General features: G+C 61.6%; 26 protein-coding genes and 1 tRNA gene. 11 read left to right on the top strand and 16 right to left on the bottom strand.

All coding sequences use genetic code 11. The features are described 5' to 3' along the window. Positions 1-21: 21 nt before the first annotated feature. Positions 22-207, top strand: coding sequence for a DUF7333 family protein (locus tag RR_RS18805; RefSeq protein ID WP_004964038.1), 186 nt, complete (start codon positions 22-24; stop codon positions 205-207). Positions 208-1,017: 810 nt separating this feature from the next. On the opposite strand, the gene RR_RS18800 is transcribed toward RR_RS18805, so the two are convergent. Next, the gene (locus RR_RS18800; RefSeq protein ID WP_004964040.1) at positions 1,018-1,767 is read right to left on the bottom strand and encodes a hypothetical protein; all 750 of its coding nucleotides are present in this window, start codon (positions 1,765-1,767) and stop codon (positions 1,018-1,020) included. Positions 1,768-1,895: 128 nt separating this feature from the next. Between RR_RS18800 and RR_RS18795 the strand changes: the two genes are divergently transcribed. Then, a complete protein-coding gene (locus RR_RS18795; protein ID WP_004964043.1) occupies positions 1,896-2,555 on the top strand; it encodes a halocyanin domain-containing protein in 660 nt (219 codons plus the stop codon). A 15-nt stretch (positions 2,556-2,570) separates the two neighbouring features. Here RR_RS18795 and RR_RS18790 read toward each other — a convergent pair whose 3' ends face one another. Further along, complete coding sequence (locus RR_RS18790) at positions 2,571-3,101, bottom strand: type II toxin-antitoxin system RatA family toxin (RefSeq protein ID WP_049919296.1); 531 nt, start codon at positions 3,099-3,101, stop codon at positions 2,571-2,573. A gap of 141 nt (positions 3,102-3,242) precedes the next feature. Between RR_RS18790 and RR_RS18785 the strand changes: the two genes are divergently transcribed. Next, positions 3,243-3,518: a MarR family transcriptional regulator gene (locus tag RR_RS18785; RefSeq protein WP_004964048.1), complete on the top strand. Its 276-nt coding sequence runs from the start codon at positions 3,243-3,245 to the stop codon at positions 3,516-3,518. A gap of 127 nt (positions 3,519-3,645) precedes the next feature. Next, entirely contained in the window at positions 3,646-4,719 is a 1,074-nt protein-coding gene (locus RR_RS18780; RefSeq protein WP_004964052.1) for a tubulin/FtsZ family protein, read from the top strand. A gap of 39 nt (positions 4,720-4,758) precedes the next feature. Here the strand turns inward: RR_RS18780 and RR_RS18775 are convergent, their stop codons facing one another. The 3 genes from RR_RS18775 to RR_RS18770 all read right to left on the bottom strand — a co-directional run bounded on the left by RR_RS18775 (position 4,759) and on the right by RR_RS18770 (position 6,980). Beyond that, entirely contained in the window at positions 4,759-6,102 is a 1,344-nt protein-coding gene (locus RR_RS18775; RefSeq protein ID WP_011224738.1) for an alkaline phosphatase family protein, read from the bottom strand. A gap of 87 nt (positions 6,103-6,189) precedes the next feature. Continuing rightward, positions 6,190-6,315: a hypothetical protein gene (locus tag RR_RS23035; protein ID WP_004593838.1), complete on the bottom strand. Its 126-nt coding sequence runs from the start codon at positions 6,313-6,315 to the stop codon at positions 6,190-6,192. 131 nt (positions 6,316-6,446) lie between these two features. Further along, positions 6,447-6,980: an inorganic diphosphatase gene (locus tag RR_RS18770; protein WP_011224737.1), complete on the bottom strand. Its 534-nt coding sequence runs from the start codon at positions 6,978-6,980 to the stop codon at positions 6,447-6,449. 297 nt (positions 6,981-7,277) lie between these two features. On the opposite strand from RR_RS18770, the gene RR_RS18765 reads away from it, so the two are divergent. Beyond that, the gene (locus RR_RS18765) at positions 7,278-7,637 is read left to right on the top strand and encodes a PadR family transcriptional regulator (protein ID WP_004593840.1); all 360 of its coding nucleotides are present in this window, start codon (positions 7,278-7,280) and stop codon (positions 7,635-7,637) included. A gap of 84 nt (positions 7,638-7,721) precedes the next feature. On the opposite strand, the gene RR_RS18760 is transcribed toward RR_RS18765, so the two are convergent. Genes RR_RS18760 through RR_RS18750 form a run of 3 tightly spaced genes read right to left on the bottom strand, consistent with a single transcriptional unit; the run spans position 7,722 to position 9,308 of the window. After that, the gene (locus tag RR_RS18760; RefSeq protein WP_004964064.1) at positions 7,722-8,276 is read right to left on the bottom strand and encodes a DUF7108 family protein; all 555 of its coding nucleotides are present in this window, start codon (positions 8,274-8,276) and stop codon (positions 7,722-7,724) included. Then, positions 8,269-8,865 (bottom strand): ribonuclease HI, encoded by a 597-nt coding sequence (gene rnhA / locus RR_RS18755; protein WP_004964067.1) that lies wholly within the window; start codon positions 8,863-8,865, stop codon positions 8,269-8,271. Before rnhA ends, RR_RS18760 begins: the two co-directional genes overlap by 8 nt. 47 nt (positions 8,866-8,912) lie before the next feature. Further along, the gene (locus tag RR_RS18750; RefSeq protein WP_007189120.1) at positions 8,913-9,308 is read right to left on the bottom strand and encodes a hypothetical protein; all 396 of its coding nucleotides are present in this window, start codon (positions 9,306-9,308) and stop codon (positions 8,913-8,915) included. Positions 9,309-9,408: 100 nt separating this feature from the next. Between RR_RS18750 and nreA the strand changes: the two genes are divergently transcribed. After that, the gene (gene nreA, locus RR_RS18745) at positions 9,409-10,698 is read left to right on the top strand and encodes a DNA repair protein NreA (protein ID WP_011224736.1); all 1,290 of its coding nucleotides are present in this window, start codon (positions 9,409-9,411) and stop codon (positions 10,696-10,698) included. Positions 10,699-10,743: 45 nt separating this feature from the next. Here the strand turns inward: nreA and RR_RS18740 are convergent, their stop codons facing one another. Continuing rightward, positions 10,744-11,595 (bottom strand): DUF4013 domain-containing protein, encoded by an 852-nt coding sequence (locus RR_RS18740; protein ID WP_011224735.1) that lies wholly within the window; start codon positions 11,593-11,595, stop codon positions 10,744-10,746. 446 nt (positions 11,596-12,041) lie between these two features. On the opposite strand from RR_RS18740, the gene RR_RS18735 reads away from it, so the two are divergent. Then, positions 12,042-12,470 carry a low molecular weight phosphatase family protein gene (locus RR_RS18735; protein WP_007189123.1) on the top strand — a complete coding sequence of 143 codons (429 nt, stop codon included), beginning with the start codon at positions 12,042-12,044 and terminating at the stop codon, positions 12,468-12,470. 145 nt (positions 12,471-12,615) lie between these two features. Here the strand turns inward: RR_RS18735 and RR_RS18730 are convergent, their stop codons facing one another. From RR_RS18730 to RR_RS18715, 4 genes are all read right to left on the bottom strand, one after another. Beyond that, a complete protein-coding gene (locus RR_RS18730) occupies positions 12,616-13,473 on the bottom strand; it encodes a hypothetical protein (protein ID WP_011224734.1) in 858 nt (285 codons plus the stop codon). A gap of 250 nt (positions 13,474-13,723) precedes the next feature. Next, positions 13,724-13,797 (bottom strand) — tRNA-Ile (locus tag RR_RS18725). A gap of 81 nt (positions 13,798-13,878) precedes the next feature. Continuing rightward, on the bottom strand, positions 13,879-14,436 hold the full coding sequence (locus RR_RS18720) for an FxsA family protein (RefSeq protein ID WP_007189126.1): 558 nt from the start codon (positions 14,434-14,436) through the stop codon (positions 13,879-13,881). A gap of 73 nt (positions 14,437-14,509) precedes the next feature. Continuing rightward, entirely contained in the window at positions 14,510-15,886 is a 1,377-nt protein-coding gene (locus RR_RS18715) for a cytochrome P450 (RefSeq protein WP_004964081.1), read from the bottom strand. An 81-nt stretch (positions 15,887-15,967) separates the two neighbouring features. On the opposite strand from RR_RS18715, the gene RR_RS18710 reads away from it, so the two are divergent. After that, complete coding sequence (locus RR_RS18710) at positions 15,968-17,581, top strand: DUF255 domain-containing protein (protein ID WP_011224733.1); 1,614 nt, start codon at positions 15,968-15,970, stop codon at positions 17,579-17,581. A gap of 76 nt (positions 17,582-17,657) precedes the next feature. Further along, the gene (locus tag RR_RS18705) at positions 17,658-18,464 is read left to right on the top strand and encodes a TrmB family transcriptional regulator (RefSeq protein WP_004593852.1); all 807 of its coding nucleotides are present in this window, start codon (positions 17,658-17,660) and stop codon (positions 18,462-18,464) included. 137 nt (positions 18,465-18,601) lie between these two features. On the opposite strand, the gene mptA is transcribed toward RR_RS18705, so the two are convergent. From mptA to RR_RS18690, 3 genes are all read right to left on the bottom strand, one after another. Then, complete coding sequence (gene mptA / locus RR_RS18700) at positions 18,602-19,531, bottom strand: GTP cyclohydrolase MptA (RefSeq protein WP_004964088.1); 930 nt, start codon at positions 19,529-19,531, stop codon at positions 18,602-18,604. A gap of 87 nt (positions 19,532-19,618) precedes the next feature. Continuing rightward, positions 19,619-20,218, bottom strand: a complete 600-nt coding sequence (locus RR_RS18695; RefSeq protein ID WP_011224731.1) for a response regulator — start codon at positions 20,216-20,218, stop codon at positions 19,619-19,621. A 73-nt stretch (positions 20,219-20,291) separates the two neighbouring features. Then, positions 20,292-21,329, bottom strand: coding sequence for a siroheme decarboxylase subunit beta (locus tag RR_RS18690; RefSeq protein WP_011224730.1), 1,038 nt, complete (start codon positions 21,327-21,329; stop codon positions 20,292-20,294). Between the two features lie 109 nt (positions 21,330-21,438). Between RR_RS18690 and RR_RS18685 the strand changes: the two genes are divergently transcribed. After that, complete coding sequence (locus tag RR_RS18685; protein WP_011224729.1) at positions 21,439-22,524, top strand: anthranilate phosphoribosyltransferase; 1,086 nt, start codon at positions 21,439-21,441, stop codon at positions 22,522-22,524. 57 nt (positions 22,525-22,581) lie between these two features. Then, entirely contained in the window at positions 22,582-23,514 is a 933-nt protein-coding gene (locus RR_RS18680; protein WP_049919273.1) for an alpha/beta fold hydrolase, read from the top strand. The last annotated feature ends 141 nt before the right edge of the window (positions 23,515-23,655 follow it).

The raw sequence follows: 23,655 nt of genomic DNA, 5'->3' as shown, positions 1-23,655 counted from the left end.
TGTCCGGCTACAATCGGAAGTATGGATTTTGACTTTGTGCCCGCAGTGGCCCCGCTCGTCGTAATCGTCGCTATCGCAACGGTCGGGCTCACGTCTGTGATGACTCTCTCGACGGTCTTGATGATGGTTCTGCCCTCGATGATTGTGTTCTCGGTCGTCGCGTTCTTCCTCGGAATGAAGCACGGCGAGTTCCGCGCCAGTCCGTAGCGGTCTTTTTCGATTCACACAGTCCGCAAGGCAAGTCACCGCAACCCCGAGTTGCGCCGATTCAAAGTGACTGATGTGACCGGGACGCGCCGTCGATGTGACAACCAGAAGACAGATACGCACAGAAGGAAGTCCCTTGTAGTGTGAATATCCGTCCGCTTCTTACGGTCATTCTCATCATTGTTGCCGGCATCGTCGTTTCAGCGTTCTTGTTTCCCGCTCTCTCACACCTCAGTGGTCCGCCCGACGTAACGACATCTGACACGCCAACGATTGATCCATCCGTTCCAGCCCCGTATCAGGGAACGAAAGCGGAACCCACGACCGTCATCCGAGTTGATGGAGCTGGAGATAGGTTGCCAATTCAGATCTGGAATGATAGCCCGGCGAGCCGAACTGTCTCTGTCGAATTACTGCATAATGAGAGTTCCTCCTCAGTCGTAACCCAGACAAAAACACTTCCACCGAACGGGACACTTTGGTTAGAAATTCGGTCTCCGGGCTACCTTCTCAAGATAACCGACGAATCAACACAGACGACTGGTACGTACCCAGTAACGACTGATCATTTCGACTGTAATTCCCGGTTTGCAGAAGTCCGTATTGACGACACCGGAAACATCGATTCTCAGACAGTTTCTACAACTATGGGCTGCTGATGCTGGTCACTGTACTACCCAGTACGTCCTCTGTCTCCATCACGCGCGGTTCGGACAAGTTCCGGCCATACACCACTATTTCAGAAACACCTTGCCGGCTTCCATCCCATCAAGAACAGGAGCCAGGGACGTCTACACGGTGGCTTTGCGGTCACTCGGTTGGGCGGACGAAGTCCGCAAGCGTCACCAGCAGGCCGAGCACCCACCCCAGCGGGATGGAGATACCGAGCCAGATGATGACGTAGGCGATGCCTTCCCGATCGAAGTTCTCGATGAAGAACTCCGCGACACCGACAGTGGCCAGCACTTCGTAGAGGAACCACCGGGACAGCGAGTCGCTCGCGGGGATGACGACCGAGGCGACAGTCGTTGAGTACAGCGCTGCGACGACCGGCGGGAGGAAGATGGCCGTCATAGCAAACGGGTATGCCAGCGCGACCGTCGTCCCGCGACCGCCGACCCGCCGGAACGTAACAGCGAGCGCGGCCGACAGCGTCGCAACCCCGCCGGCGACAGCGACAGCGGTGAACCCGCCCGACACGAGGTCGATACTCCCCGGCTCGAACCGGGCAAGGGCCGCTAAGCCACCCCAGGCGAGGACAGAGAGTAGAACGACACCGACAACGCCCAGGCGGGTCGCCGTGCCGTCAATGCGGCGGGTCTGGTAGCGCAGGACGACGCCACACAGTACCAGCGGATACACCAGCGCGATGACTGGGACACCGAGCGCAGACCAGAGACGGTAGAGGGCCATCCCGACCGCGGAGTCCGGTGTCCACGTCCCGAGAACGGTGTCGTTAGCGTTTCGCTGGCGTGGATACACGAGCTCCATCCACGTTTCGTGTAACCGATTGAGGTCGATACGGATCCCGCCGACGACCCCCTGGCTTCCGGTAGACATACCGGTGGTTTCGGTCTACCGGCGTTAAATGTTTCACGGCACCCGCGGCTGTTGTGATGCCACTGTGAAAAGTACGGCCCCGATTCGAAACCGACATATTCAGGACGGGGAGTCCCAAACGGTCAGGTATGACAGACGGTAGAGCGGACGTGTCCCGTCGCGGCTTCCTGCGGACAGCGGCAGGGGCCACGGCTGCGTCGGCCGCAGCAGGCACCGCGACCGCACAGGAAGGCACCGAAGGTGGCGGCGGCGGGCCGCCGGATTTTGGTGGGTTCCTCGACCAGGTTGGCAACTACGATGGCTCAGTCGCCGATGCGACCGGACAGGACACGGCGACGGTAGAAGTCGGCGTGCAGGCAAACGGCGGGGCGTTCGGCTTCGGCCCACCCGCGATCCACGTTGACAACGGTGCAACGGTCCAGTTCGAGTGGACGGGCAACGGCGGCGGCCACAACGTCGTCTCGGACGGTGAGGGTCCGCTTGACTCCGGGAGCGCCGTCTCTAGCGCCGGCGTCAACTACGAGCACACCTTCGAGGAGGACGGCATCTACCCCTACGTCTGCGTGCCACACGAAGGGCTCGGCATGAAGGGAGCCATCGTCGTCGGGACGGACTACCCGACGAAGTCTTCCGGCGGCGGCGGCGGTGGTAGTGGGAGTTCCGGCCCGCCCGAAGTGCCAAACAGCGCGAAGACGCTCGGGGTTGCAACCTCGTTCGTGATGGTCGCAACGCTCGGACTCGCGTACTTTTTCATCCGGTACGGCGGCGACTACGAGACGCCCGAGTAGCGGTCCCTCGCTGCGTTATACCGAATCCGGCCCGGCATGAATCTCCAGATCGACATCCCGTTCCTGCCCTTCAAGGTCCTCGACGACACGTTCGACGATTTTGGTCGCCTCCTTGCGGATGAGTGGCTTGACTTTCTCGATTACCCAGTCCATCGAAACAAGTCGGGGAAGGTCGATAGCGCTGTCTGAGGCCGACCCCGGGTCGAACGCAACGTGAAATCGCACCCGTGAGGCCGTCTGCTCGTCCGCCAGAACGTCGTCCGGATCAGGCTCGACCGCCCAGTACCCTTCGGCGTCGATGTCTTTGACGATCCGCCAGTCGATACGCGTCGGCGGCGAAACGTCAGTCACCTCCGACCGAGCGGTGTAGGAGAGCTTCCACCACGAGAATACGAGGTCGTAGTTCGTCCCCGGTGAGCCGTCGCCGTCCTGTACCACGCGGTCGAGATATTCGGAATATCGTGCGTAGCCCGGAAAATCCAGCAGAAACTCGTACACCTCTTCGGGTGGGACATACACGACTGTGCTGACCTCGACTTCGTCCACGTCTGTGACACCGGATGTACCGAAGGTAAACTTTCGGGCATAGACTCCGTCCGCGGCCGCGTTTTTTGCCGAAACATTTCCACAGAGCATAATAGAGAACAGAAAATATTATCACTCTGTATTGGATACAATGGAAGTACCATGAGCGCATCCGATATCCAATCCGCTGATGCCGACAGCGAGGACGAGGACAGTGGATGGGACGCCGTCCGCGATCTCCCGCCGAGCGCAAAACTCGTCGCGAAAGTCTTGGAGTACAACGAGACCCTGACCCAGAGCCAGCTCGCCGAGGAGACCCTGTTGCCGCCGCGGACAGTCCGGTACGCCCTTTCTCGCCTCGAAGATGTCGGCGTCATCGACTCCCGGTTTTCGTTTTCCGACGCGCGTAAGCGGATCTACACGCTCCGGGTCGAGTAACCACCCGACGCGCTTCAGGTTGAGGAACCGCGTCCGCCATTCCACGCCAAGGGCCGCTTCACCTTCTTTGTCGCCCGTTCACAGTGTGAGGACAACGTTGATTAGTCACCCTCACGAGACATTTGATATGAAAGTCGTCCTGATTGGTGTCGGGCAGGCTGGCGGGAAAGTAACCCAGTCGCTTGCCCAGTTCGATTACGACATGGGGTTCGACGCTGTCCGGGGGGCCCTCGCCGTTAATACGGCGCGAGCCGACCTCCAGAATCTCGATATCGACACAGCCCTCATCGGACAGGACCGCGTGAAAGGTCACGGCGTTGGCGGTGACAACGAGCTCGGGGCGCAGGTTATGCAGGAGAACGCCACCGAAGTGCTCGACGAACTCGACGGTCGGATTACGACCGAAGCCGAGGCCATCGTCGTCGTTGCTGGACTCGGCGGTGGCACCGGCTCCGGTGGCGCACCGATGCTCGCCCGCGAACTCAAGCGCATCTACGAGAAGCCGGTGTACGTCCTCGGCATTCTTCCCGGCCGGGACGAGGGCGGCCTCTACCAGGCCAACGCCGGTCGCTCGCTCAAGACCGCTGCCCGCGAGGCAGACTCCCTCCTCCTCGTCGACAATGACGCCTGGCGGGGCAGCGGCGACAGCGTCGCCGCCGGCTTTGAACGCGTCAATGACGCCATCTCACAGCGCGTCGGCCTACTGTTCGCCTCCGGCGAGGCAGTTGAGGGGGTCGGCGAGAGCGTCGTCGACTCCTCGGAGATCATCAACACACTCAGGGGCGGCGGCATTGCCTCTATCGGCTACGCCAGCGCCGAGGCCAGCGAGGATGCCGGCGAGAACGTCAACACTATCACCAGCGTTACCCGGAAAGCCCTCCTTACGAGCATGAGTCTACCCAACGCGGTCAAGGCTGACTCGGCCCTCCTCGTCGTCGCGGGTGACCCCGAACGCCTCTCGCGGAAAGGCGTCGAGCGAGCGCGCCGCTGGGTGGAAGACCAGACCGGGAGTATGGAGGTCCGGGGCGGGGACTTCCCGCTCGGCTCCGATAAAATCGCGTCGCTCATCGTCCTTTCGGGCGTTGAACGGTCCGAGCGGGTCAACGAGTTCATGGAGCGCGCCACAGAAGCGGCGAACTCACAGGGTGGAACGACCGACCCGGACGAGTTCACGAACGACCAGCTGGACGGACTGTTCTAACGGTTTAGATAGCAGAATTTCTCGGTCGCAACAGGAGCCTCAGGCGAGGCTACTGCCGTCGAACTTTGCGCGGTCGAAGTCGTGGTCGAGCAGGTCGAGAATGGTCGGCGCGATGTCGTAGAGGTCGGCGTCGTCGATGCGAACATCCGGGTCGTCGACCATGAGCGTCGCGTTGTCGAAGCTGTGCATACCGTTTCGCGGCCCGACGCCGAACACGTCCTCGGAGCCCTTGAATCCGGCCTTCAGGTCGAAGCCGTGGTTCGGGACGACAGTGAGGTCCGGTGCGATGTCGTCGTGGTCGCCGCGGTAGGCGTCTTCTTTGGTGACGACACGGTCTGCGACGGGCTTGCCGTCCGGGCCCTCGAGCGCTTCGAGTTTTTCTTTGAGGTTCGCGCGGACAGACTCGTACTCGTCTTCGGGGACGCCGCCGTTCGGTTCGCGGCCCTCAAGATTGATGTAGAAGCGGCCGGGGATGAGCGAGTAGGCCTTGGTGTCCTCGCTGATATCGCCGAGTTCGGAGTGGTCATCAGTCGCGTAGTCGAGCCACCCTTCCTCCTGAAGCCACTCGTTGAAGTGGACCTCGTAGTCGAGCGAGGTGAAGCCGTGGTCCGAGGCGACAACCATCGTCACGTCGTCGGGGAGCCGGTCGCGCAGGTCGCCGAGATACGCGTCGACTTGCTTGTAGAACTCAAAGAAGGCGTCCTGGTTCTCGCCGTCGCGCTCATAGTCCTTGAAGAGGAAGTGGTTGACCCGGTCCGTGGTCATGAACACGCCGAAAAACAGGTCCCAGTCGTCCTGTTCGACGTAGTGTTTGAACGTCTCGTAGCGCTTTTCGAGCGTCTTGTGAGCGTCTTCGACGAAGTCGCTTTTGTCGTCGTCGTGGCCGAGTTTGGCGTTGACATCGATACGGTAGTCGCTGTCCTGAAGGTTGTCGCGGAGTTCGTCCGGGTAAGCGGCCTTGTCCACGCCCGGCGAGAGAAAGCCCGATACCATCCGCTGGACGTTCCGCTGGGGTGGGAACGTGACCGGGACGTTCAGAACCGTCGCGTTGCGGCCATCATCGGTGACGCGGTCCCAGAGACGCGTCGCCTGCACGTCGCGTCCCATTGGGACGTAGGTGTCGTACGAACCGACTTCGCGGTCCTGGAACCCGTAGACACCCGTTTGGCCGGGGTTAACACCGGTCGTCAGCGCTGGCCAGCAGGCGCTAGACTCGGGAGGGACGATGCTGTCAATGGGGCCGGCGCTTCCGTCCGACGCCATCTCGGTGAGGTTCGGGAACACGTCGGGGTGTTCGTCGATAAGACTGAACGGTACGCCGTCAATGCCGAAGAAGGCAACACGCGGTGCGTCGTCGCCCTTCAATCGGTCGAATAATCCCATACGGTCTGTTAGTCAGGTCAGGAACAAGAAACTTCTTTTCGGCGCCGCGTCACCGAAAGCGGCAAAATAATCGACACAGCCCAACGGTCAGGACGACTGGTCCGCGTTCTCCGGAACCACCGTCAGATGTGCGATTCCGGGTGTCGACCGTCGCTCGACTCGCGGAACAACAGTCGTGTGGTCCAGCGCTGCGTCGGTGTCATCAGTAGCCATACACGTACCGATAGCGGTTACACGGACAAAAAATTACCCATGCTCATACATAATCGGAGGTACCTGCCGGTATTACTTCTGGAAATACACCGCCGACGGAACAAAAACCGCAAAAGGTGGTCCCGGACGCGTCAGTTGAACTCTTCGTCGTAGAGTTCCTGCGCGTGGACGATAGCGTCCTTTGCGGCTTCTTTGTCTTCCCAGCCTAGCGTCTCGACTTCTTTCCCCTCTTCGAGGTTCTTGTACGTGGAGAAGAACTCGTCAATCTCGTCGAGGGTCTGCTGTGGCATGTCGTCGAGGTCCTCGATGTGGTCATAGCGCGGGTCCTCAGTCGGGACTGCGATGACCTTGTCGTCCTGCTCGCCATCGTCGTCCATCTTCATCAGGGCGACGGGGCGGGCCTCAATGACACAGCCGGGGAACGTCTGGTCTTCGACGAGGACGAGCACGTCGAACGGGTCCTCGTCGTCGTAGTACGACTGCGGGATGAAACCATAGTCGGACGGGTAGTGAACGTTCGAGTGAAGGACACGGTCGAGGACGACACCGGGAATGTCCTTCTCGTACTCGTACTTGTTACGCTCGCCTTTCAGGCACTCAACAACGGCGTAGATTTCTTCGGGGGGGTTCGGTCCGGTTTCGAGGTCTTCCCAGAGGTTCGTCATCACCGGCGACTGCGCGACGCCGTCAAAAAGTCCTTTCGTAATAGCCGCAGCTATTCGGTATTATGCCCTATATAACCCAATAATATCTAACTATAGATATATTCTTAGATTACACTTACCACCTGTAAACGACAATCTGAAAGCAAATTAATCGGAAACTCAATTCAACTGAGGGCGCATAATATAATTTTTCCGATACTACTGTAGCTGCTAGTTGTATGGTGGTTAATGCCCCACAGCAGGCGTTGTGCGCCAGAGTTAACAAGTGTTAAATAGCTTGCTGACATTTACTCAACTATGTCAGAGGCACAAACAGTTACTGACAGTCCGGGCATCGCAAAAGAGCTTACCGCTTTTCAGCAGAATATCCTAGTAATACTCGCTGAAGAGCCGCGGTATGGTCTCGCTATCAAGCGCGAACTAGAAGAATACTACAACGACGAAGTCAACCACGGTCGCCTGTACCCGAACCTCGACGACCTCGTCGAAATGGGTCTCGTCGAGAAGAGCGAACTCGACAAGCGAACGAACCAGTACTCCCTGACAGAGTCGGGCAAGGATGCAGTCCTTGACCAGCTCGGATGGGTGTTCGGAAAGTTCATCTCCGATGACGGCCGAGCCGACGAACTCCGTGATCTGATCGCGGCGCAGCAGTAGATTCGCACCTGGGCACCTGCGAACTACTGTTAACCACTTCTTAACAGCAGACAAATACTGCTCACCGGCAGGTGTACCAGACGATTATGCGTCAGGAGCGCGACCACCGGCTTCTTCGACAGTGAGACGGATCGACTGGTCGAGAACCGACCGCTGTTCCGCAGTTGGCCACGCATTTCGTCGGACATAGTCGTCTCGAAACTCCTGAATTTCGTCCGGCGTCGCCTCCGAGATCGGTTTCGCGTAGTGATTACCCATGAAATCAGCGAGCAACTCCGCGTTGGCGCCGTGTGTCTCACCGTGTGCTTCGGTAACGGCTTCAACGACAGCGCGGTTTGCAGCGTCGATCTCTGCCCACTCGTCCGGGTCGCCGGGGCCTGAAAGCCGTATCTCGACGCCTCGGTCGATGTCGTCGACCCGCTCCGGACGGATGACGCCATCATCGACCCATTCGACGGGATGGCAGACGAGTACGTCACCCGTCTCGTCGTTTCTGATACGGGCAGTGTAGTCGTACTCCGCGAGGATTTCGTCGCGTTCAGTCCTGTAGGCGTCGGCCTCGGCATCATCAACTACTTCGCGAGCGAGCCTGGTCAGCCGTTCGGCCTGTTCGGTCACATCTGTCGGCAGGTCAGTCATCGTCGAGTGCGTCGTTAGCTAGTTCGTCTGCACGGTCGTTTATTTCCCGCGGAACGTGCTCGATCTGCCAGTCGTCAAAGTCTGTCAGTAGCTCGCGGACACGGACACGGTGCTCGCGCAGTTCGGGGTCATTCGTATCCCACTCGCCACGGACCTGTTTGACGATAAGCTCTGAGTCACCCCGGATATGGACATCGTCGAATCCGTAATCGCGTGCGACTTCAACCGCGCGGATGAGCGCCTTGTACTCCGCCTGGTTGTTTGTCGCCGTTCCTATCGTTTCTCCACCCTCCGTGACAATCCCGCTGTCGTTGACCAGCACGTAGCCGACCGAGGCTGGTCCCGGGTTACCCCGCGATGCACCATCAAAATATGCATGGACGCGCCCGCCGTCAGTGCCGCGCAGCAGGGCCTCAAGTCGTGCGGTCCCCTCACCCTGCACGACGACTTTCCCGTCGTAGGCGACCGCTGTCGCGCCGCCGTATTCGACGCGCCAGCGCTCGTGGTCAGTGTTCCCCTGTTGGATGTCGAGTCCCGCGTCCGCCAGTCGCTCGCGGGCCGTCGTCTCGTCGCATTCGATAACCGGCATCGTCCGAGGGTGGCTGACCCGTCGGTATAGACGTTGTGGTCGGCCCGTCAGTTCCCGGCGTTTCTGCTGATTCGCTCAGCACCAGTCTGTCGACTCTCTTCACTGCCGAGTACCCGACCCAGAACACCAACCAGCCCGCCGACAGTGACGACGGCGCCAGCGGCGAACATTACTGACAGAATGGGGTCGACAGGCTCAATGAGGACGGGTGAGAGAAACAGGACAATACCGGACAGGACAGCTATCGCCGCTGCGAGAGGGCTTGCCTGTTTCCCCGATGAGACCCGATAGGTGGAATGTGCGAGCGTGAGGGCCGCGAGTTCTCCGACGAGAAGGTTGACCAGCGCCTGCTCATACGCGACTGGAATGACCGCCGAGACGAATACGACAGCCATGCTGACCAGCGTCGCGCCGAGCAGGAACCACTTCGTTGTATTTGCCATGATTTATATCACCTGTTGTTACTCAATCCGACCCTGTAAGGGTTGCTCTCTCACGGACCGCCGGAAAAGTTCTTATCGGGGAGGGCCGAAGGCGTGACAGATGCAACTCGACGAGTTCATCGAGGGGTTCGAGGAGGACGAAGCCGCACAGCGGCGCCGCCTTGCGGCGGAGAAATCCTACGCCATCACGGACCACCTCGAAGACCTCGAGCAGCAGTTCGAGGCAGCAGTGCAGGGCGATTCGCTGTTCGGATCGACGGCCCCCGAGATATTTGTCGGTCGGTCAGGATACCCCAACGTCTCAACGGGCCTGCTCTCTCCAGTCGATACCGACGCCGCCGCTGCCGGGTTCGCAACCAGCGGCGACTGGTATCAGGAGGGGCTTGGCATCGAGGACGTACTCCAGCGCCGGACCGGCATGGTGAACTCCACCCAGACCACGTCAGTCGATTCGGTCAGCGCCGGTGGTGGGCGCGGTACCAGCGGGGTCCACGACGTCTGGAACGGTTTCGTCGGCGTCCAGCGGGAAGTCGCCATCGCGGATCATCCCGTCGACGTGGAGGTCGGTCTCGACGGCACTCCCGAGATGGATGTGAACTTCGACGATGTTGGGACGCCAACGGGGCCACGGGCACACGCGACGGGTGCGGACCTGGCGGAGAACCCCCACGTCCCCCGGCCCGTCGAAAAGACGCTGTCGGACGACGACTGGCGCGCGGAGGGTGCGATGGCGTACCTGTACCGCCGCGGGTTCGACGTGTACGATATCAACACCATCCTCTCGGCAGGCGCGCTCGGGCAGGCCAGCGAGCGGTCGCTGGTGCCGACACGGTGGTCGATCACCGCCGTCGACGACACGGTCGGGCAGTACGTCCGCGGCACGCTACGCAACGCTGACACCATCGACAAGCCGGAGTTGTGGTACAACGAGTACATGGGAAACCGCTACTGGGTGGTGCTTGCGCCCGGCCGCTGGGAGTTCGAACTCGTCGAGATGAAAGCCCCCCAGAGCGTCTGGAACCCCCGTCCCGAGACAGGCTACTACATGTCTAGCGCTCACGAGGGCTACGAGGGACGGACCGCCTATGTCGAGGAGACTGCGGGAGCGTACTACGCGGCACGCCTCGGTGTCCTCGAACACCTGCAGGAGCGCGACAAACAGGCGAAGTGTCTGGTGCTGCGGGAAATCACCGACGACTACTGGGCACCAGTCGGCGTCTGGCAGGTGCGTGAGGGCGTCCGGAATGCGTTTGACGGCGAACCCGGGACCGCACAGTCCTTCCGGGAGACACTGACAGCTATTGCCGACCAACTCCCCGTCAGTCTCGGACAGTTACGGCGCAAGTCCGAACTCGTCGCCGGGTTGCAGTCGCAGTTGAGCGACTTCTGACGATATTTTGCGTTACAGGTGACCAGCCGTGTCGAGTGACTGCTATCAGCGTTGCCCGCTGTCACTGTCACCGACATCGTCCCAGGCCGAAGTGCCGAATCCGTCATCGTCGGTATCGTTACTCCAGCTCGAGTCATCGGCGTAGCTGTCTCCCGTCGGCTCATCCACGCCTGTCGTGGCTGGTCCGGACCTGTGTGTCCCGCCAGTCCCAGTCGTGGGTGCAAGCGGCGGTTCACCGTACTCCTCATCGTATGCGTCCGCGAAGCCACGTCCCCAGACGTACATGATCGCGGACTGGCCGACGAACGCGAGGAACGGAACTGCAAGGTAGCCAATAATGGTGAATCCCAGAACGGTCGCTCCAACGGAGATGAGGATGTTGACCCCAAACGCCATCACCACAGCCATCAGCATCGTTCGGCTCGTGCCGACAGACCAGAGAACATCACGGTCAAAGCCCGCAGCGATACTGTCCGCCCGGACGAAGTTCCCCGTCGCAACGGGCAGTATCACTGCCATTGCGAGAACGCCGATAAGGTAGAGCAAGGCGGCGACGAGAAAGCCCACGAGCAGCAATCCTTCAGAGCCGCCGAGTCCACCGCCGATTACCAGCAGGCCCGGGACAGCAAGCGCGAGCATGAGCAACAAACCGTACCCCATAACGACAACGGTATGTCGAATTCCGTCAACGGTTATGTCGGTCAGATCCAGTTCGTCCCAAGCCGGCGGCGTGTCAGTCTCGCCCCTGAGGACCCGGCGCATCACTTCAAGCATGTATCCCTGAAACGTGAACAGCGGAACGATCAAAAAGCCGAAAAACAGTACAACCCCACCGAGGGCAACGCGTTTGACCCAGTCGTCGCCCTGTGTCTGGTAGCGAAGTGCGTCCTCTATCATGTTCAGTCAGTCTTGAGATAGGTTCAAATAAGTTGTGTAATGATTGAAAGCTGCGACCCAGACATCGCAGCTCTTGGACCAATTCAGCACGGGCAACGGCGTGGCTCAGGGTCGGTCAGTCCCGTGTGGCGAGACCTCAACAAACGCCGGGGTATCGACACCTCCAGCGCAAACTGGGCATCCAACAACCAACAGGCGCTCGCGGACGCCACCGTCGACCGTTGCACACGCATCACAGTTCGGGCACGTGAAGCGGTACTCCGGCATATACTCAGGCGCGGACTTGGATAGCCGAAGGAACTGTCCCCTCAATGTGAAGGGTCTATACGCACGTGAGAGCGTCCCGCTCGCCAACCGCGACTGCCGTACGGTAGACGGTCTCAGATATATAGCCCACAATAGTGGTCTTAGGAAGGATTATTCCACTCGCTCGGTACGGTTACACGATGACCGATACGCCACTGAAGTTCGGATTCGTCTGCGTCCAGAACGCGGGCCGAAGCCAGATGTCCGCAGCGTTTGCCGAGCGGGAGCGCACCCGTCGCGGACTCGAAGATGCGGTCGAAATCCTGACCGGAGGCACAGACCCCGCGGACGAAGTGCACCCGGAGGTCGTCGAAGCGATGGGTGAACTCGATATGGACCTCTCTGACCGGGTTCCGCAGGCAGTTTCGAACGACGAACTCAACGGGTGTACCGTCGTTGCGACAATGGGATGTTCGACGCTTGAACTCGACGCCGATGTCGCAGTGCGCGACTGGGCGCTAGAGGACCCGCACGGGCAGCCAATCGAACAGGTCCGGGAAATCCGAGATGCGATCGAGAAGCGTGTCGCCGACCTGTTCGACGAATTCACCGACAGCAGTATCAGTTGAAACGAGTGACACATTGAGCGCACTGCTCTCGTGCGATCAGGTGTACATTGAATTTCAGTGGCTACTATAACCGATACCTGCTGCAGACGCTGAAGTTAGAGCGGTCCGATGCGCCGGCCGAGTCGCCTTAGTCCTTGACTGCTGACTACCACTCGACGTACGTGAGATACTCGACCTGTTCGTACGCCAGAAGCCACGTCCCGTAGCTATCTGTGACCTCGATCCCTTCGTGTTCCCGAATGCGGTCAGTGACTGACCGGAAGGCCTCGTCATCCTGAAAGTAGCCGCCGTCAATCGCTTCTTCAACGACTTCTCGTTCGGCTTCGGAAAGGCCCGTAAGGGTGAACAGGTACTGGTCTCGGATCTGGTCAGCAAACGAGTCGACACCCGACGCAGCTTCCGTCGCTTCGTACCGGTATTTCGTCTCTGTTGTCGTTCGTGTGCTGACCGTCACCCGGTAGCGGTCGCCGTCGTGGACGATAATATCGTACTGGCGCTCCGGAACGAACACCGACCCGTCACCCACTTCCGCGGCGGTTCCGTATCCGATACCCACATCGTATCCGTCCCCGCTGGGCGGGTTGTCGTCTGAAATAATTGGGTCAAGGCGCTGGCGGTCCACCGCCGGTAGCTCCTCATAGGCGATTTCACCGATTTCAGCCGTCGAATCAGCCGGGTCGAAATCGATTCGCACCTCGTACACCGTCACTTCGTTGCTCTCAAGTGGCGTCTCCGAAACTTCGTAGAAGGTCTCATCGATCCGGACGATATCTATCTGGTCGAACAGTTCGTTTCGGCCCCGGCGCGTCGCGGAGCCGTTTTCGATGGCCGCTGAGACAACCGTGTATTCCGCCGATTCGGAGTCAGGCGATATCGAAACTTCGTCGGCAATATCGGTCGCTGTCGCGTCGTCCATGTCCAGCACGACGGAGGGATGGCCACAACCAGCGACAGCAGCCGAGAGGAGGACTGTGCCGCCCGCGAGGAACTGGCGTCGTCGCATACAGCTACTGACAGACAACTGGAAGGAAAGCCTTCCGGGTGTGTTTTTGCCGGTCGGAACCGCGAAGGCAGGCTCACCCGTGATAACAGCCTGAGCCGTAGTAAACGCCAGACGGCGGCAGGGTCCGCAAGGTTCCCTTGCGAGTTGATAAATACTTCCTTCAACGGCACTTTTCAATTCCGCCGAAATCAGCGAACTACAGCGCTGTAGCTCCGGTTTCGGTAAAGCCAACAACGGGAAGAACTCGGTATGGGCCAACGCGGATTTGAACCGCGAACCTCCCGGTTATCAGCCGAGCGCTCAACCTGATTGAGCTATTGGCCCAACGCATTCTTTTGTACCCGAGGGGTATTGAAAAGGGTAACGTTTCGCGGCCGGTTAGGGATGTGAAACCGCGTCAGGGCTTCAGTTTTCGTCGCTATCGTCGAAGTCGACGTCAGTGGCTTCGGTGGGGTCGAAGGAGGTGCCGGAGCCGGAACCGGACCCCGAACTGGGGCCGCCATCTGGACCGGTCGCACCGGGGCCGGCCGGGCCGTTCTCGTCGTTAGGGAACCCGCCGACGTACACCTGGCCGCTGGCGAAACCGCTGGTCTTGGCATCGATGTAGGGCCGGACGACCCAGCGGCGCGTGGCAGCGCGGACGGGGTACCGGGTGAACGGCACCGCGAGCAGGAGGCCAACGAAGTCCGTCACTAGGCCGGGGGTGAGGAAGAACGCGCCAGCGGCGATAAGGAGGCCGCCGTCGATGAGTTCGTCGGTCGGGAGTTCGCCGACGGCGAGCCGCTGTTGTATCTTCCGAAGCGTCGCACGGCCTTCGGCGCGGACCAGCAGCATGCCAACCAGCGCCGTCAGAACGACGAGGGCGACCGTCACGAGCGAGCCGAGGAACGGTATCGCGACCGTCACCAGTAACACGATGTCGAACAGCGGGATGAGCAGCAATAGCCCGATGACCCGGAGCATACGACTGCTTGCAGGCCCGCCCCCAAACGCCTTTCGAGAGCAGGACCGAGCTGTCGACCGCCGGCGTAGCGGGTCAGCGTTCCCGCAGTCGGACTTCGACCGGTGCTGTGGGACTCAGTGTAATCTGCATCGCCAGCGACAGCGGCGGTTCGGTGACTGCTTCGACGGCGTACTGTTGGGCGATGGTTGCCAAGGCGAGTTTGGCCTCCATCCGGGCAAAGCGCATCCCGATACAGTGGCGCGGACCGCCGCCGAAGGGATAGTAGGCGTAGTCCGGGAGCGACGCTTCGAGGTCGTCGTCCCACCGTTCGGGGCGGAAGGCGTCGGGTGCGTCGTACCACCGGTCGTCCCGGTGGACGAGCCACTGCGGGAGAGTGAGCTGGGCGTCCGTCGAGAGCTCGTAGCCGCCGAGGGTCACCGGCTCCGTCGGCTGGCGAAACACCGTGAACGCGGGCGGGTACAGCCGCAGGACTTCATTCAGCACGGCATCGAGATACGGCAGTTCGAACAGGTCCTCGGGCGTCGGCTGGCGCTCCCCCAGCGTCGCGTCGAGTTCGTCGTGCAGGCGCTGCTGGCGCTTCGGATTATTTGCCAGCAAGAACCAGGCGTAGGTGAGCGTCAGCGCCGTCGTGTCGTGACCGGCGACCAGAAACGTCAGGAGCTGGTGACCCAGTCGCTCGCGGTCCATCGTCTCGTCGTCGAGCGAAAGCAGCAGGGAGAGTACGTCGTCGCGTGCCTCGCGGGCGTGCTCGTCTTCACGCTGACGGGCGGCGATAACGTCGTCGAGCGTGGACTGGAACTCGGCCAGCGAATTAGTGACGGCGCGGTTCGTCGCCGTCGGGACCCACAGCGGGAGGTACGCCGACAGCGACCGCGGGTCCAGTCGCGTACGTAGCGCGTCGAGTAGCGGTTCCAGCGCGTCAGCAGTCGTCTCGATATCCACGTCTAGCAGCGTCTTGCCGAGAATGTTCAGCGTCAGCGACTGCATGTGTGGGAGGACATCGATGCGCTGGCCGTCGCTCCAGCCCGCTGCTGCTCGGTCGGCAAACTCTGTCATCGTGTCGCCGTAGGCGGCGATGCGTTCCCGGTAGAACGCCGGCTGGAGCGCCGTCCGCTGTTGTTGCCACTCCTCGCCTTCCAGCAGGAACAGCCCCTCGCCGATAAACTGGCCGAGGGTATCCTGAAGCAGTTGTCCCTTCTCGTATACATCGGCGTCGGTCACAAGCACCTGCTCGACGAGGTCGGGATGGCAGACGAAACAGCCCGTCGTCCCGGCAACGCTGTACCCCACCATGTCGGCCTCGTGGGCCCCGGCGCGGTCATAGAACCCCAGCGGGTCACGCAACATCGCGGCGGTGTTGTCGACGAACGGGACGCGACCGAGACGGGGTGGCCGGTCGCCCGGTGTGACCGGTTCCGGCGTTTCGCGAATCGCCTGCTGGGTATCCATCGCCCACGCTTGGACCGCGCCGCCAATCGGTCTTTCGCCGAGAGTGAGAGGGCCTTTGTACGCCCACCGCCCACACCCGGTATGGACGAATACGCACGCGACACGAAGGTCGAGTGGCGCGAGTGGGGCACAGCCCCGTTCGAGGACGCCGCCGAGTCGGGGAAGCCGGTACTGCTGGCGCTGACGGTTCCGTGGAGCGCCGAGTGCCGGGCGATGGACCGAGGCACGTATGGCGAGCCCCGCATCGCGGCCAACATCAACGACGGGTTCGTCCCGGTCCGCGTTGACGCCGACCGGAACCCACGCGTCCGGGAGCGGTACACGATGGGTGGATTCCCGTCGACGGTGTTCCTGACTCCTGAGGGCGAGGTCATCACCGGCGCGACGTTCCTCGGGCCGGACGGGTTCCGCGGTATTCTGGACTCCGTCCGGGAGTCGTGGGACGCCCAGGGCGCGGCGGCGGGCTCGATTCCCCGGCAGCTACAGGACGAATCGCCGCCGGCTGGCGAACTCCGGCCGCGCATCGAGGAACACATGGTCGAACAGTTGCTTGGCGCGTTCGACGACGAGTTCGGCGGCTGGGGAACCGACGTGAAGTTCCCGCTGCCGCGGACCGTAGAGTTCGCCCTTGTCCGAGCGCGGGACCAGGCCACCCGGACACTCGAAGCGATTCGGACACACCTGCTCGACACCTACGACGGTGGCTTCTTCCGGTACTCGACAGAGCGCAGCTGGGGGAACCCCCGGCGTGAGAAGCTACTGGACGAGAACGCTGCCCTAGTCCGGGCCTTCGCTCACGGCTACCGGTACACTGGGACTGAGGCGTACCGGGACGCCGCCCAGCGGACCGTCGACTACCTCACGACGACGCTGTGGGCCGGCGACGCGTTCGCCGCGAGCCAAGCCGGCTCGGACGAGTACTACCGGCTGGAGCCGACAGAGCGCGAAGGGACCGTGTCGCCGAACGTCGACGAGACAGTGTTCGCAGACCGCAACGGCCTCGCTATCGATGCCCTGCTGTGGGTCGCAGCTTACACCGACGACGAGCGCGCACAGCAGTACGCCAGTCGCGCGCGAGACGCCGTCTGTGAATCGCTTGTCGACGGCGGCGAGGTCGCCCACTACGACGGCGCGGACAGCGATACCGGTCTGCTGCTTGACCAGGCCCAGCTCCTCCAGGGCCTGACGACGAGCTGGCAGGTCCTCGGTGAACCGGGGCCGGCCAAGGCTATCGCCGACTGGACCATCGAAAACCGCCAGCAAGATGACGGCGCGTTCCGGGACGGTCCCGACAGCGGCGCAGGGCTGTGTACCCGCTCGCTCCATCCGCTCGACGCGACAGTGGAACTGGCTGACGCCCTTGTCGACCTCGCGGCACTCACCGGCGAGGACCGATACCGCAACGCGGCGCTTTCAGCCGTCGAGTCCTTCGCCGGCGCAGCAGAACGGATGGGCGTCGAGGTGGCCGGCTACGCCGGCGTCGCGGCCCGCCTTCAGCAACCCCAGACGCTCACCGTCGGGGCCGAAGCGGGAACGGACCTCCACCGCGCGGCACTTCGGCTGGCCGACCACGAGACCACCGTCGTCCCGGAGCCGGACGGCGACGGCACGGCGCGACTCCTCGACGGGGACGCAATTGTCGCCGAGGGGACGACGCCGGCCGAACTCGAAGCCGCACTAACTGGCGACCGCTGACATGAACAACGACAGCAAACGTGGACAAACGGTAAACCCCCGACAAGTTTTTGCACACGTACCCTGATGTATGGGTATGTCCAGTCTCAGAGATCTCGGACTTTCCGAATATGAAGCCAGAGCATACCGGTCACTGCTGGAAACGGGACCGACAACGGCCAAGGAACTATCACGGGCCAGTGACGTTCCGATGGGCCGCATCTACGACGTGCTCAACAGCCTCGAAACGTACAATCTCGTCCGCAGCCAGACCGCCAGCAGACCGAAAAAATACGTCGCCGTCGAGCCCGACACGGCCCTCGACCGCCTGCTCGAAGACAAGAAGCGCGAACTCCAGGAAAAGGTCGGCCAGTACGAGGAAATCGTTGACGACCTCTCGTCACAGCTGGAGTCGGCAGACCCCGTCGAGGAACCGTTCTGGACGGCCGCCGTCGGCCCCGATAACTCGCTTGACCTGTTGCTTGAGCGGCTAGCCGCCGCCGACGACGAGATTATCATGGTCGGCTCGGCACCCGCTCGACAGGTCGATATCCTCTCCGGCACCGAGCGGATCGTCGACGAACTCGAAGCGGCGTTAGAGCGCGGTGTGGAAGTGTCCCTGCTCGTCCGACCGGATCTGTTCGAAAGCCTTCCTGAGGAGGCCAACCGTGAGTACTACGAGCGCCTCTTCCACTACGACAACTACAGCGCCCGCGCCAGCCCGAACATCAGGACCACGTTCGAGCTACTCGACGGCGTCGAAGTCTGTATCGAGGTCCCACACCCGCTGGGCCGCGAGGAAACCTTTGGCGTCATCGACATGAAAGACTCCGATTTCACTGCCGATATCAGCCAGGCGTTCGAAGAACACTGGGCCGAAGCGAAACCGGTCGGCCCGCCATAGTTGGACCGCCGGAACAGGTGAGAGGAAATCGAGTCGCAAACGGCGTCCGTACTGTTGTGAACTGCTCCGCTCAAAAATTTCTGCGGTTTCGCGGATCGCTGTGCTCCCCGCTCAACATTCCGAGGACTTCGCTGCGCTCAGTCCTCGCTGACTTCCTGCCGCAGATCGTCCAACTGTGCCACGCGCTCTGCGTGGGCGTTGTGCTGGTGGATAGACTCGTCGTTGGACTGTTTCATCGTCACGACGGCGTCGTCCGGCAGGTCCGGGAACGTGTTGACGACGCCCTCGGCAAGCGCGCGAACGCAGTCCTCGACGAACTTGGCGTCCTTGTGGGCCTCGTAGGTCATGTGGTCCTCGTCGGGCCGTTTCGCGAGGTTGTAGATGCGGGCGCTCATCGAATCGCGGGCGACTTCGATGAGTTCGTTCAGGTCGACCTCGGGCGCGCCGTCGCTCTGGACGGTGAGCGTGGCGTGGCCCCGCTGTGAGTGGCCGGCCTGTGGATTGGTTTCAAGGAACTCCTCGATGACATCGTCTTCGACGTTTAGCTGCTTGAGCGTCTCGCGGGCGCGGGAAGCTGACATCCCCTGTGAGCACGGGCAGACGGTCATCCCGGTGACGCGAGCACCGATTTCCTCGCTCGTCCCGTCTTCAGTCGCTGTCGCCGAGGCGATGATGTCGGCAGTCGACTGTGTCGCCATTTCGGACGCCGGCGTGGACTCGTGGGTGACGTACTCCGCTTCCATCCGAACCTCCGCCTTCGTCGTGTAATCGTGCTTCTCAAGCAGGAGTTCGGCGGCGTCGCCACAGACATCCTCGACCCGATAGGCTTCCTCGGAGACAGCGGTTTCCAGCGTCTCGTCGATAACCTCCATATTGCGGGACATATCGGCACCCTTTCGCCAGGACGGCAGGTCTACGAACACTTCGAACTCCGCCATGAGTACGATGGGGTCGCGGTCACGACGCCCCAGTTTGACGAGTTTCTCGACGCCCGTCACACCGACGCGATTGAGACCGACCGTTACGTCCGGACTCGACGCCTGCACGTCCGGGAGTTGTTGACTCATTGCCCTCCCTATGGAAGAGAATCGGTTAGTGCTTTCGAAAGGGTGGGCGGGTCGCCGTGAGTCCCGAAACAACCGCTCCGACCCGGCTCAAAACTGTGTGTTGTCCGGTATTGACTCGTCCGTCTCGAAATTCCGAAACAGCAATTCGAAGTCCGTGGCGTCGAACGAATCCGTGAGTTCGTCAAGTTCCGCGCGGACTTCCTCAAGTTCGGCCCGCAGCGCAGTGAACTCCTCGCTCTCATCGAGGACAGCCTGTGGTTTCGATGATTCCAGTGCAGCGTATTTCGCCGTGAGCGAGTAGCATTCCCGCAGGCGTTCCTCGTAATCGGCGTACAGAAGCAACTGTTCGATTGTCTGGAAGAGGTCCGCCTTCGACACTGGTTTGAGGACGTAATCATCGAAGGGCATCTCGATGATATCAAAATCGGGGTCTACTGCGGTCACCATCGCCACGCGCGTATCGTAGCGCTTCTCACGGATCGCCGACAGCACCTCGTCGCCGGAGAGGTCCGGCATCCGCCGGTCTAACAGGACAACATCGACTGCGGAGTCCAGCTTCGAGAGGGCGGCCTCACCACTGTATGCCGTCTCGACTGTGTAGCGTTCCCCTAACTGGTCCGCGTACACGTCTGCCACCGCTGGCTCGTCGTCGACAACGAGGATTGTCACTTGCCGACCCTTTGTCATTAGCTAGCATATTTACAGCAGAATTGCAAAAGGGTTCCGGCCACCGTTCCCGGGACACCCTGATTGAGAACGGTTACTGGCCGACGATGTCGTCGTATCGTGCCCCAGTCTGTTTCAGCGTCTCCGTCGAGTACAGCCGGCCGTGGTCGTACGGGAGGTGGTCAGTCGCGAGTTCGTCTATCTTCTCGTCCACGATGTCCGCTTCGCGTCCGTGGATCATTGTAAAGAGGTTGTACTGCCAGTCCTGCTCCGGGCGGCGTGGCCGGTGATAGCAGAGCGTGACATAGGGGAGTTCGCCGACTGCCTGCCCACGCTCGTCGAGGGCGTCGTCCGGCACGTCCCAGACGACCATGCAGTTGTTGTCGAACCCGGTGACGATGTGATTCACGACACAGCCGATGCGCTTGATACAGCCGGTTCGCTGGAGTCGCTTGATAGCCGAGAGTACTTCGGACACGTCGGCATCGACAGCGTCCGCCACGTCTCGGTATGGCGTTGCGACGAGCGGGAACCCACTCTGGATTTCGAGCAATAATCGCCGGTCCAGTTCCGAGAGGTCCGCGGCGGCATCTTCGCTTATTCGAGTCGCAGTGGCGTCGGTCGTCTCCAGACTCTCCCGGGCGAACCGGTCACCGTTGACAACCGGGAACTCCAGATCGATGTAGTAGTCAGTCAACATCGGCAAGACGAGTACCGAACAGCCGGTTCGCTCCTCAATCTCGGCCAGAATCTCGTCGCGTCGCTGTCGGGAGCCTGCAGTGACAACAAACCACATATTCCACTCGTGGTCGCGAGCGTAGTTGTGGTTCACCTGCCGGTACCCGTTGATTATCTCGGCAACCTCGTCGAACCGGTCCTCGGGGGCACTGACAGCAGCCAGCGTCGAAGAGCCGATGACCGGCGGATTAAGAACCGGACCGAACCGACGGAAAATGCCGTCGTCACGGAGCGTTTTGACCCGGTCGAGTGCTGTTCCCGCCGAGACCCCCAGCGCATCACCAACGGCCTCGAAGGGGCGTTCCTGAATCGGGAAGTCACTCTGGAACTCATCGATGAGCGCAGCGTCTACCTCGTCGATCTGCTCGCGCCACTCGCCCGACTGGAGACTCATTGTATTCGATTAGGAGTGTAGTCGTGTATCCCTTTCGGGAAGGCGGTCAGTTCTCATAAACTGAGAACAAAACGCAGGGGCTTTTGAACTCTGGCCCGAACACGTTTCCATGGCGCAAGCGACCCGGGAGTACGGCGAATGGCCGCTCAAACGACTCATGACGGAAGTCGTCGGCTCCGGTCACAAATCGGCTGACGATATGTCCCGCACACAGGCCCGGGAGGCGTTCCAGCGCATCCTCGGCGACGAACCCGACCACACGACGCTTGGCGCGTTCTGGCTCGCCAACCGCTGGAAGCGCAACACCCCCGAGGAACTGGGTGCGTATGTCGACGTGATGTCCGAGGAATCGGTCGAGACAGCTACGCCAGAAGCTGACCCTGTCGACTGCGGGGCCAACTACGACGGCAAAGGCCGGTCCGCGATTCTCGGCGTCGGCGCAGGTGTCGTCGCCGCCGCCGCCGGGACGCCCGTTGTCGTCCACTCCGGCGACCGCGTCCCGACGCAGAAGCAGGACGCCTACAAGCACGTGTTAGACGAACTGGGCGTCCGAACCGAAATCGAGCCGAGCGAAAGTGCCGATATGGTCGACGAGGTCGGCTTCGGCTACTACTACCAGCCCGAGTTCAACCCCGGCATCGACGCCCTGTTCGAGCGCCGCGACAACATGGGCGTCCGGACGTTCGTCAACACTGTCGAGACGCTTGCGAACCCCGCCAACGCCAGTGTGCATCTCGGCAGCTTCTACCATCTGGCCTTCGCGAAGAAGATGGTCCGAACGCTCGCCCAGTCCGAGACCAGCAGCGTCGAGCGTGCCCTGTTCTTCCAGGGAATGGAGGGCTACGACGACGTTCGCCCCGGCGAGACAATCGTGGCCGAATGGCCCGTCACCGGCGAGGAGTCCGACGACGAGGACATCGCAGACTTCGAAATCCGCACCGGCGAGTACGGGATGGACATTGAGAGCGAGGACCTGCAGGTCGACGACGTGGCCGAAGAGTCGGCAGCGATAACCGAGGCTGTGCTGGCCGGCGAGCGCGAAGACGGCTTTGCCGATGCTGTCGCGCTCAACGCCGCCCTCCGCATCTATGCCCGTGAGGACGCCGACAGTATTCAGGACGGCCTCGAACAGGCCCGTGAAGCGATTGCCGACGGCAGCGCAGCGGCGACACTCGACGAGCTTCGGACCTTCTAAGCCGGCAACGGCCCACAGAGCGGAACCCACTTCTACCGAGCGGGCGAAATGATTCTGATGGGACAACACGCCAGCGCTCGTGACAGCACTGCGTGGACGGTACCCGCAGCAGAAACCCCCGGAATCCACGAGCTGGTCGACACGAACGGTATCAGGCTTCATACCGTGACCGCCGGGCCGCCGGACGGCGACCTCGTCGTCCTGTTGCACGGCTTTCCGGAGTTCTGGTACGCCTGGAAACACCAGCTCCCGGCGCTCGCGGACGCCGGCTACCGCGTGGTTGCACCCGACCTCCGGGGCTACAACCACTCCGACAAGCCCGAGGGCGTCGGAGCCTATCACATCGACGAACTGGTCGCCGATGTCGCGGGCCTCGTGTCGGCGTTCGACCGCGAACAGGCCCACATCGTTGGCCACGATTGGGGCGGTGTCATCGCCTGGCAGACCGCTATCGACCGTCCCGATGTTGTCGACCAGCTTGCGGTTCTGAATGCACCACACCCCTCGGCATACGAACGAGCGCTCCGCCACTCGGTCGACCAGTTATTGCGCTCCTGGTACGTGCTGTTCTTCCAGCTTCCCGCGCTTCCGGAGGCCAGCCTCGGCTGGAACGATTTCACCATGCTGGAGCGCATTCTGACTGACGGACCGACCCGCCCTGACGCCTTCACCGAGACCGACGTGCGGCGGTACAAGCGGGCGCTCGGGCAGCCGGGCGCGCGCACGGCCGCGGTCAACTACTACCGGGCGCTTGGCCGGCGGAACGCAAAGCTGACGCTCACGGCGGGCGGGGTCGGCAACCGTCCAGTGACAGCGTCAACGCTCCTTATCTGGGGTGTTCAGGACGATGCGCTCTCGCTCGACCTGACCCAGGACCTCGAAGAATGGGTCCCGGACTGTCGAGTCGAGCGGCTCCCGGCGGCGAGCCACTGGGTCCAGTTCGACGCCCCCGAGCAGGTCTCGGAGCTACTGCTGTCACACCTGCCGTAGCCCAGCGCAACGAACAGCCGACACTCCCGGTCGCGTGGCGACGCGTCAGACTCCCGCGTCCCGCCACGCGACAGCTACTCAGACCATGGCGGCGATGGCCTCGTTGCAGTACGTGAATCCTCGGTCAGTGGGCAGGCTTTT

Origin of the sequence: Haloarcula marismortui ATCC 43049 (assembly GCF_000011085.1) — an archaeon.
In the GTDB taxonomy this organism is placed as follows: Archaea; Halobacteriota; Halobacteria; order Halobacteriales; family Haloarculaceae; genus Haloarcula; species Haloarcula marismortui.
Note: the sequence above shows the minus strand (reverse complement) of the source record. Positions and strands in the feature narration are given on the sequence as shown.

What these genes read in the sequence shown, in the direction of transcription:
- RR_RS18685 (WP_011224729.1), top strand. Translation starts at nt 21,439, where the DNA reads ATGGCGCAAGCGACCCGGGAGTACGGCGAATGGCCGCTCAAACGACTC.
- RR_RS18805 (WP_004964038.1), top strand. Translation starts at nt 22, where the DNA reads ATGGATTTTGACTTTGTGCCCGCAGTGGCCCCGCTCGTCGTAATCGTC.
- RR_RS18760 (WP_004964064.1), bottom strand. Translation starts at nt 8,276, where the DNA reads ATGACTGACCTGCCGACAGATGTGACCGAACAGGCCGAACGGCTGACC.
- RR_RS18750 (WP_007189120.1), bottom strand. Translation starts at nt 9,308, where the DNA reads ATGGCAAATACAACGAAGTGGTTCCTGCTCGGCGCGACGCTGGTCAGC.
- RR_RS18765 (WP_004593840.1), top strand. Translation starts at nt 7,278, where the DNA reads ATGTCAGAGGCACAAACAGTTACTGACAGTCCGGGCATCGCAAAAGAG.
- RR_RS18695 (WP_011224731.1), bottom strand. Translation starts at nt 20,218, where the DNA reads ATGACAAAGGGTCGGCAAGTGACAATCCTCGTTGTCGACGACGAGCCA.
- RR_RS18780 (WP_004964052.1), top strand. Translation starts at nt 3,646, where the DNA reads ATGAAAGTCGTCCTGATTGGTGTCGGGCAGGCTGGCGGGAAAGTAACC.
- nreA (WP_011224736.1), top strand. Translation starts at nt 9,409, where the DNA reads ATGCAACTCGACGAGTTCATCGAGGGGTTCGAGGAGGACGAAGCCGCA.
- RR_RS18705 (WP_004593852.1), top strand. Translation starts at nt 17,658, where the DNA reads ATGTCCAGTCTCAGAGATCTCGGACTTTCCGAATATGAAGCCAGAGCA.
- RR_RS18800 (WP_004964040.1), bottom strand. Translation starts at nt 1,767, where the DNA reads ATGTCTACCGGAAGCCAGGGGGTCGTCGGCGGGATCCGTATCGACCTC.
- RR_RS18690 (WP_011224730.1), bottom strand. Translation starts at nt 21,329, where the DNA reads ATGAGTCTCCAGTCGGGCGAGTGGCGCGAGCAGATCGACGAGGTAGAC.
- mptA (WP_004964088.1), bottom strand. Translation starts at nt 19,531, where the DNA reads ATGAGTCAACAACTCCCGGACGTGCAGGCGTCGAGTCCGGACGTAACG.
- RR_RS18735 (WP_007189123.1), top strand. Translation starts at nt 12,042, where the DNA reads ATGACCGATACGCCACTGAAGTTCGGATTCGTCTGCGTCCAGAACGCG.
- RR_RS18715 (WP_004964081.1), bottom strand. Translation starts at nt 15,886, where the DNA reads ATGGATACCCAGCAGGCGATTCGCGAAACGCCGGAACCGGTCACACCG.
- RR_RS18710 (WP_011224733.1), top strand. Translation starts at nt 15,968, where the DNA reads ATGGACGAATACGCACGCGACACGAAGGTCGAGTGGCGCGAGTGGGGC.
- RR_RS18720 (WP_007189126.1), bottom strand. Translation starts at nt 14,436, where the DNA reads ATGCTCCGGGTCATCGGGCTATTGCTGCTCATCCCGCTGTTCGACATC.
- RR_RS18795 (WP_004964043.1), top strand. Translation starts at nt 1,896, where the DNA reads ATGACAGACGGTAGAGCGGACGTGTCCCGTCGCGGCTTCCTGCGGACA.
- RR_RS23035 (WP_004593838.1), bottom strand. Translation starts at nt 6,315, where the DNA reads ATGGCTACTGATGACACCGACGCAGCGCTGGACCACACGACTGTTGTT.
- RR_RS18680 (WP_049919273.1), top strand. Translation starts at nt 22,582, where the DNA reads ATGGGACAACACGCCAGCGCTCGTGACAGCACTGCGTGGACGGTACCC.
- RR_RS18775 (WP_011224738.1), bottom strand. Translation starts at nt 6,102, where the DNA reads ATGGGATTATTCGACCGATTGAAGGGCGACGACGCACCGCGTGTTGCC.
- RR_RS18730 (WP_011224734.1), bottom strand. Translation starts at nt 13,473, where the DNA reads ATGCGACGACGCCAGTTCCTCGCGGGCGGCACAGTCCTCCTCTCGGCT.
- RR_RS18740 (WP_011224735.1), bottom strand. Translation starts at nt 11,595, where the DNA reads ATGATAGAGGACGCACTTCGCTACCAGACACAGGGCGACGACTGGGTC.
- rnhA (WP_004964067.1), bottom strand. Translation starts at nt 8,865, where the DNA reads ATGCCGGTTATCGAATGCGACGAGACGACGGCCCGCGAGCGACTGGCG.
- RR_RS18770 (WP_011224737.1), bottom strand. Translation starts at nt 6,980, where the DNA reads ATGACGAACCTCTGGGAAGACCTCGAAACCGGACCGAACCCCCCCGAA.
- RR_RS18785 (WP_004964048.1), top strand. Translation starts at nt 3,243, where the DNA reads ATGAGCGCATCCGATATCCAATCCGCTGATGCCGACAGCGAGGACGAG.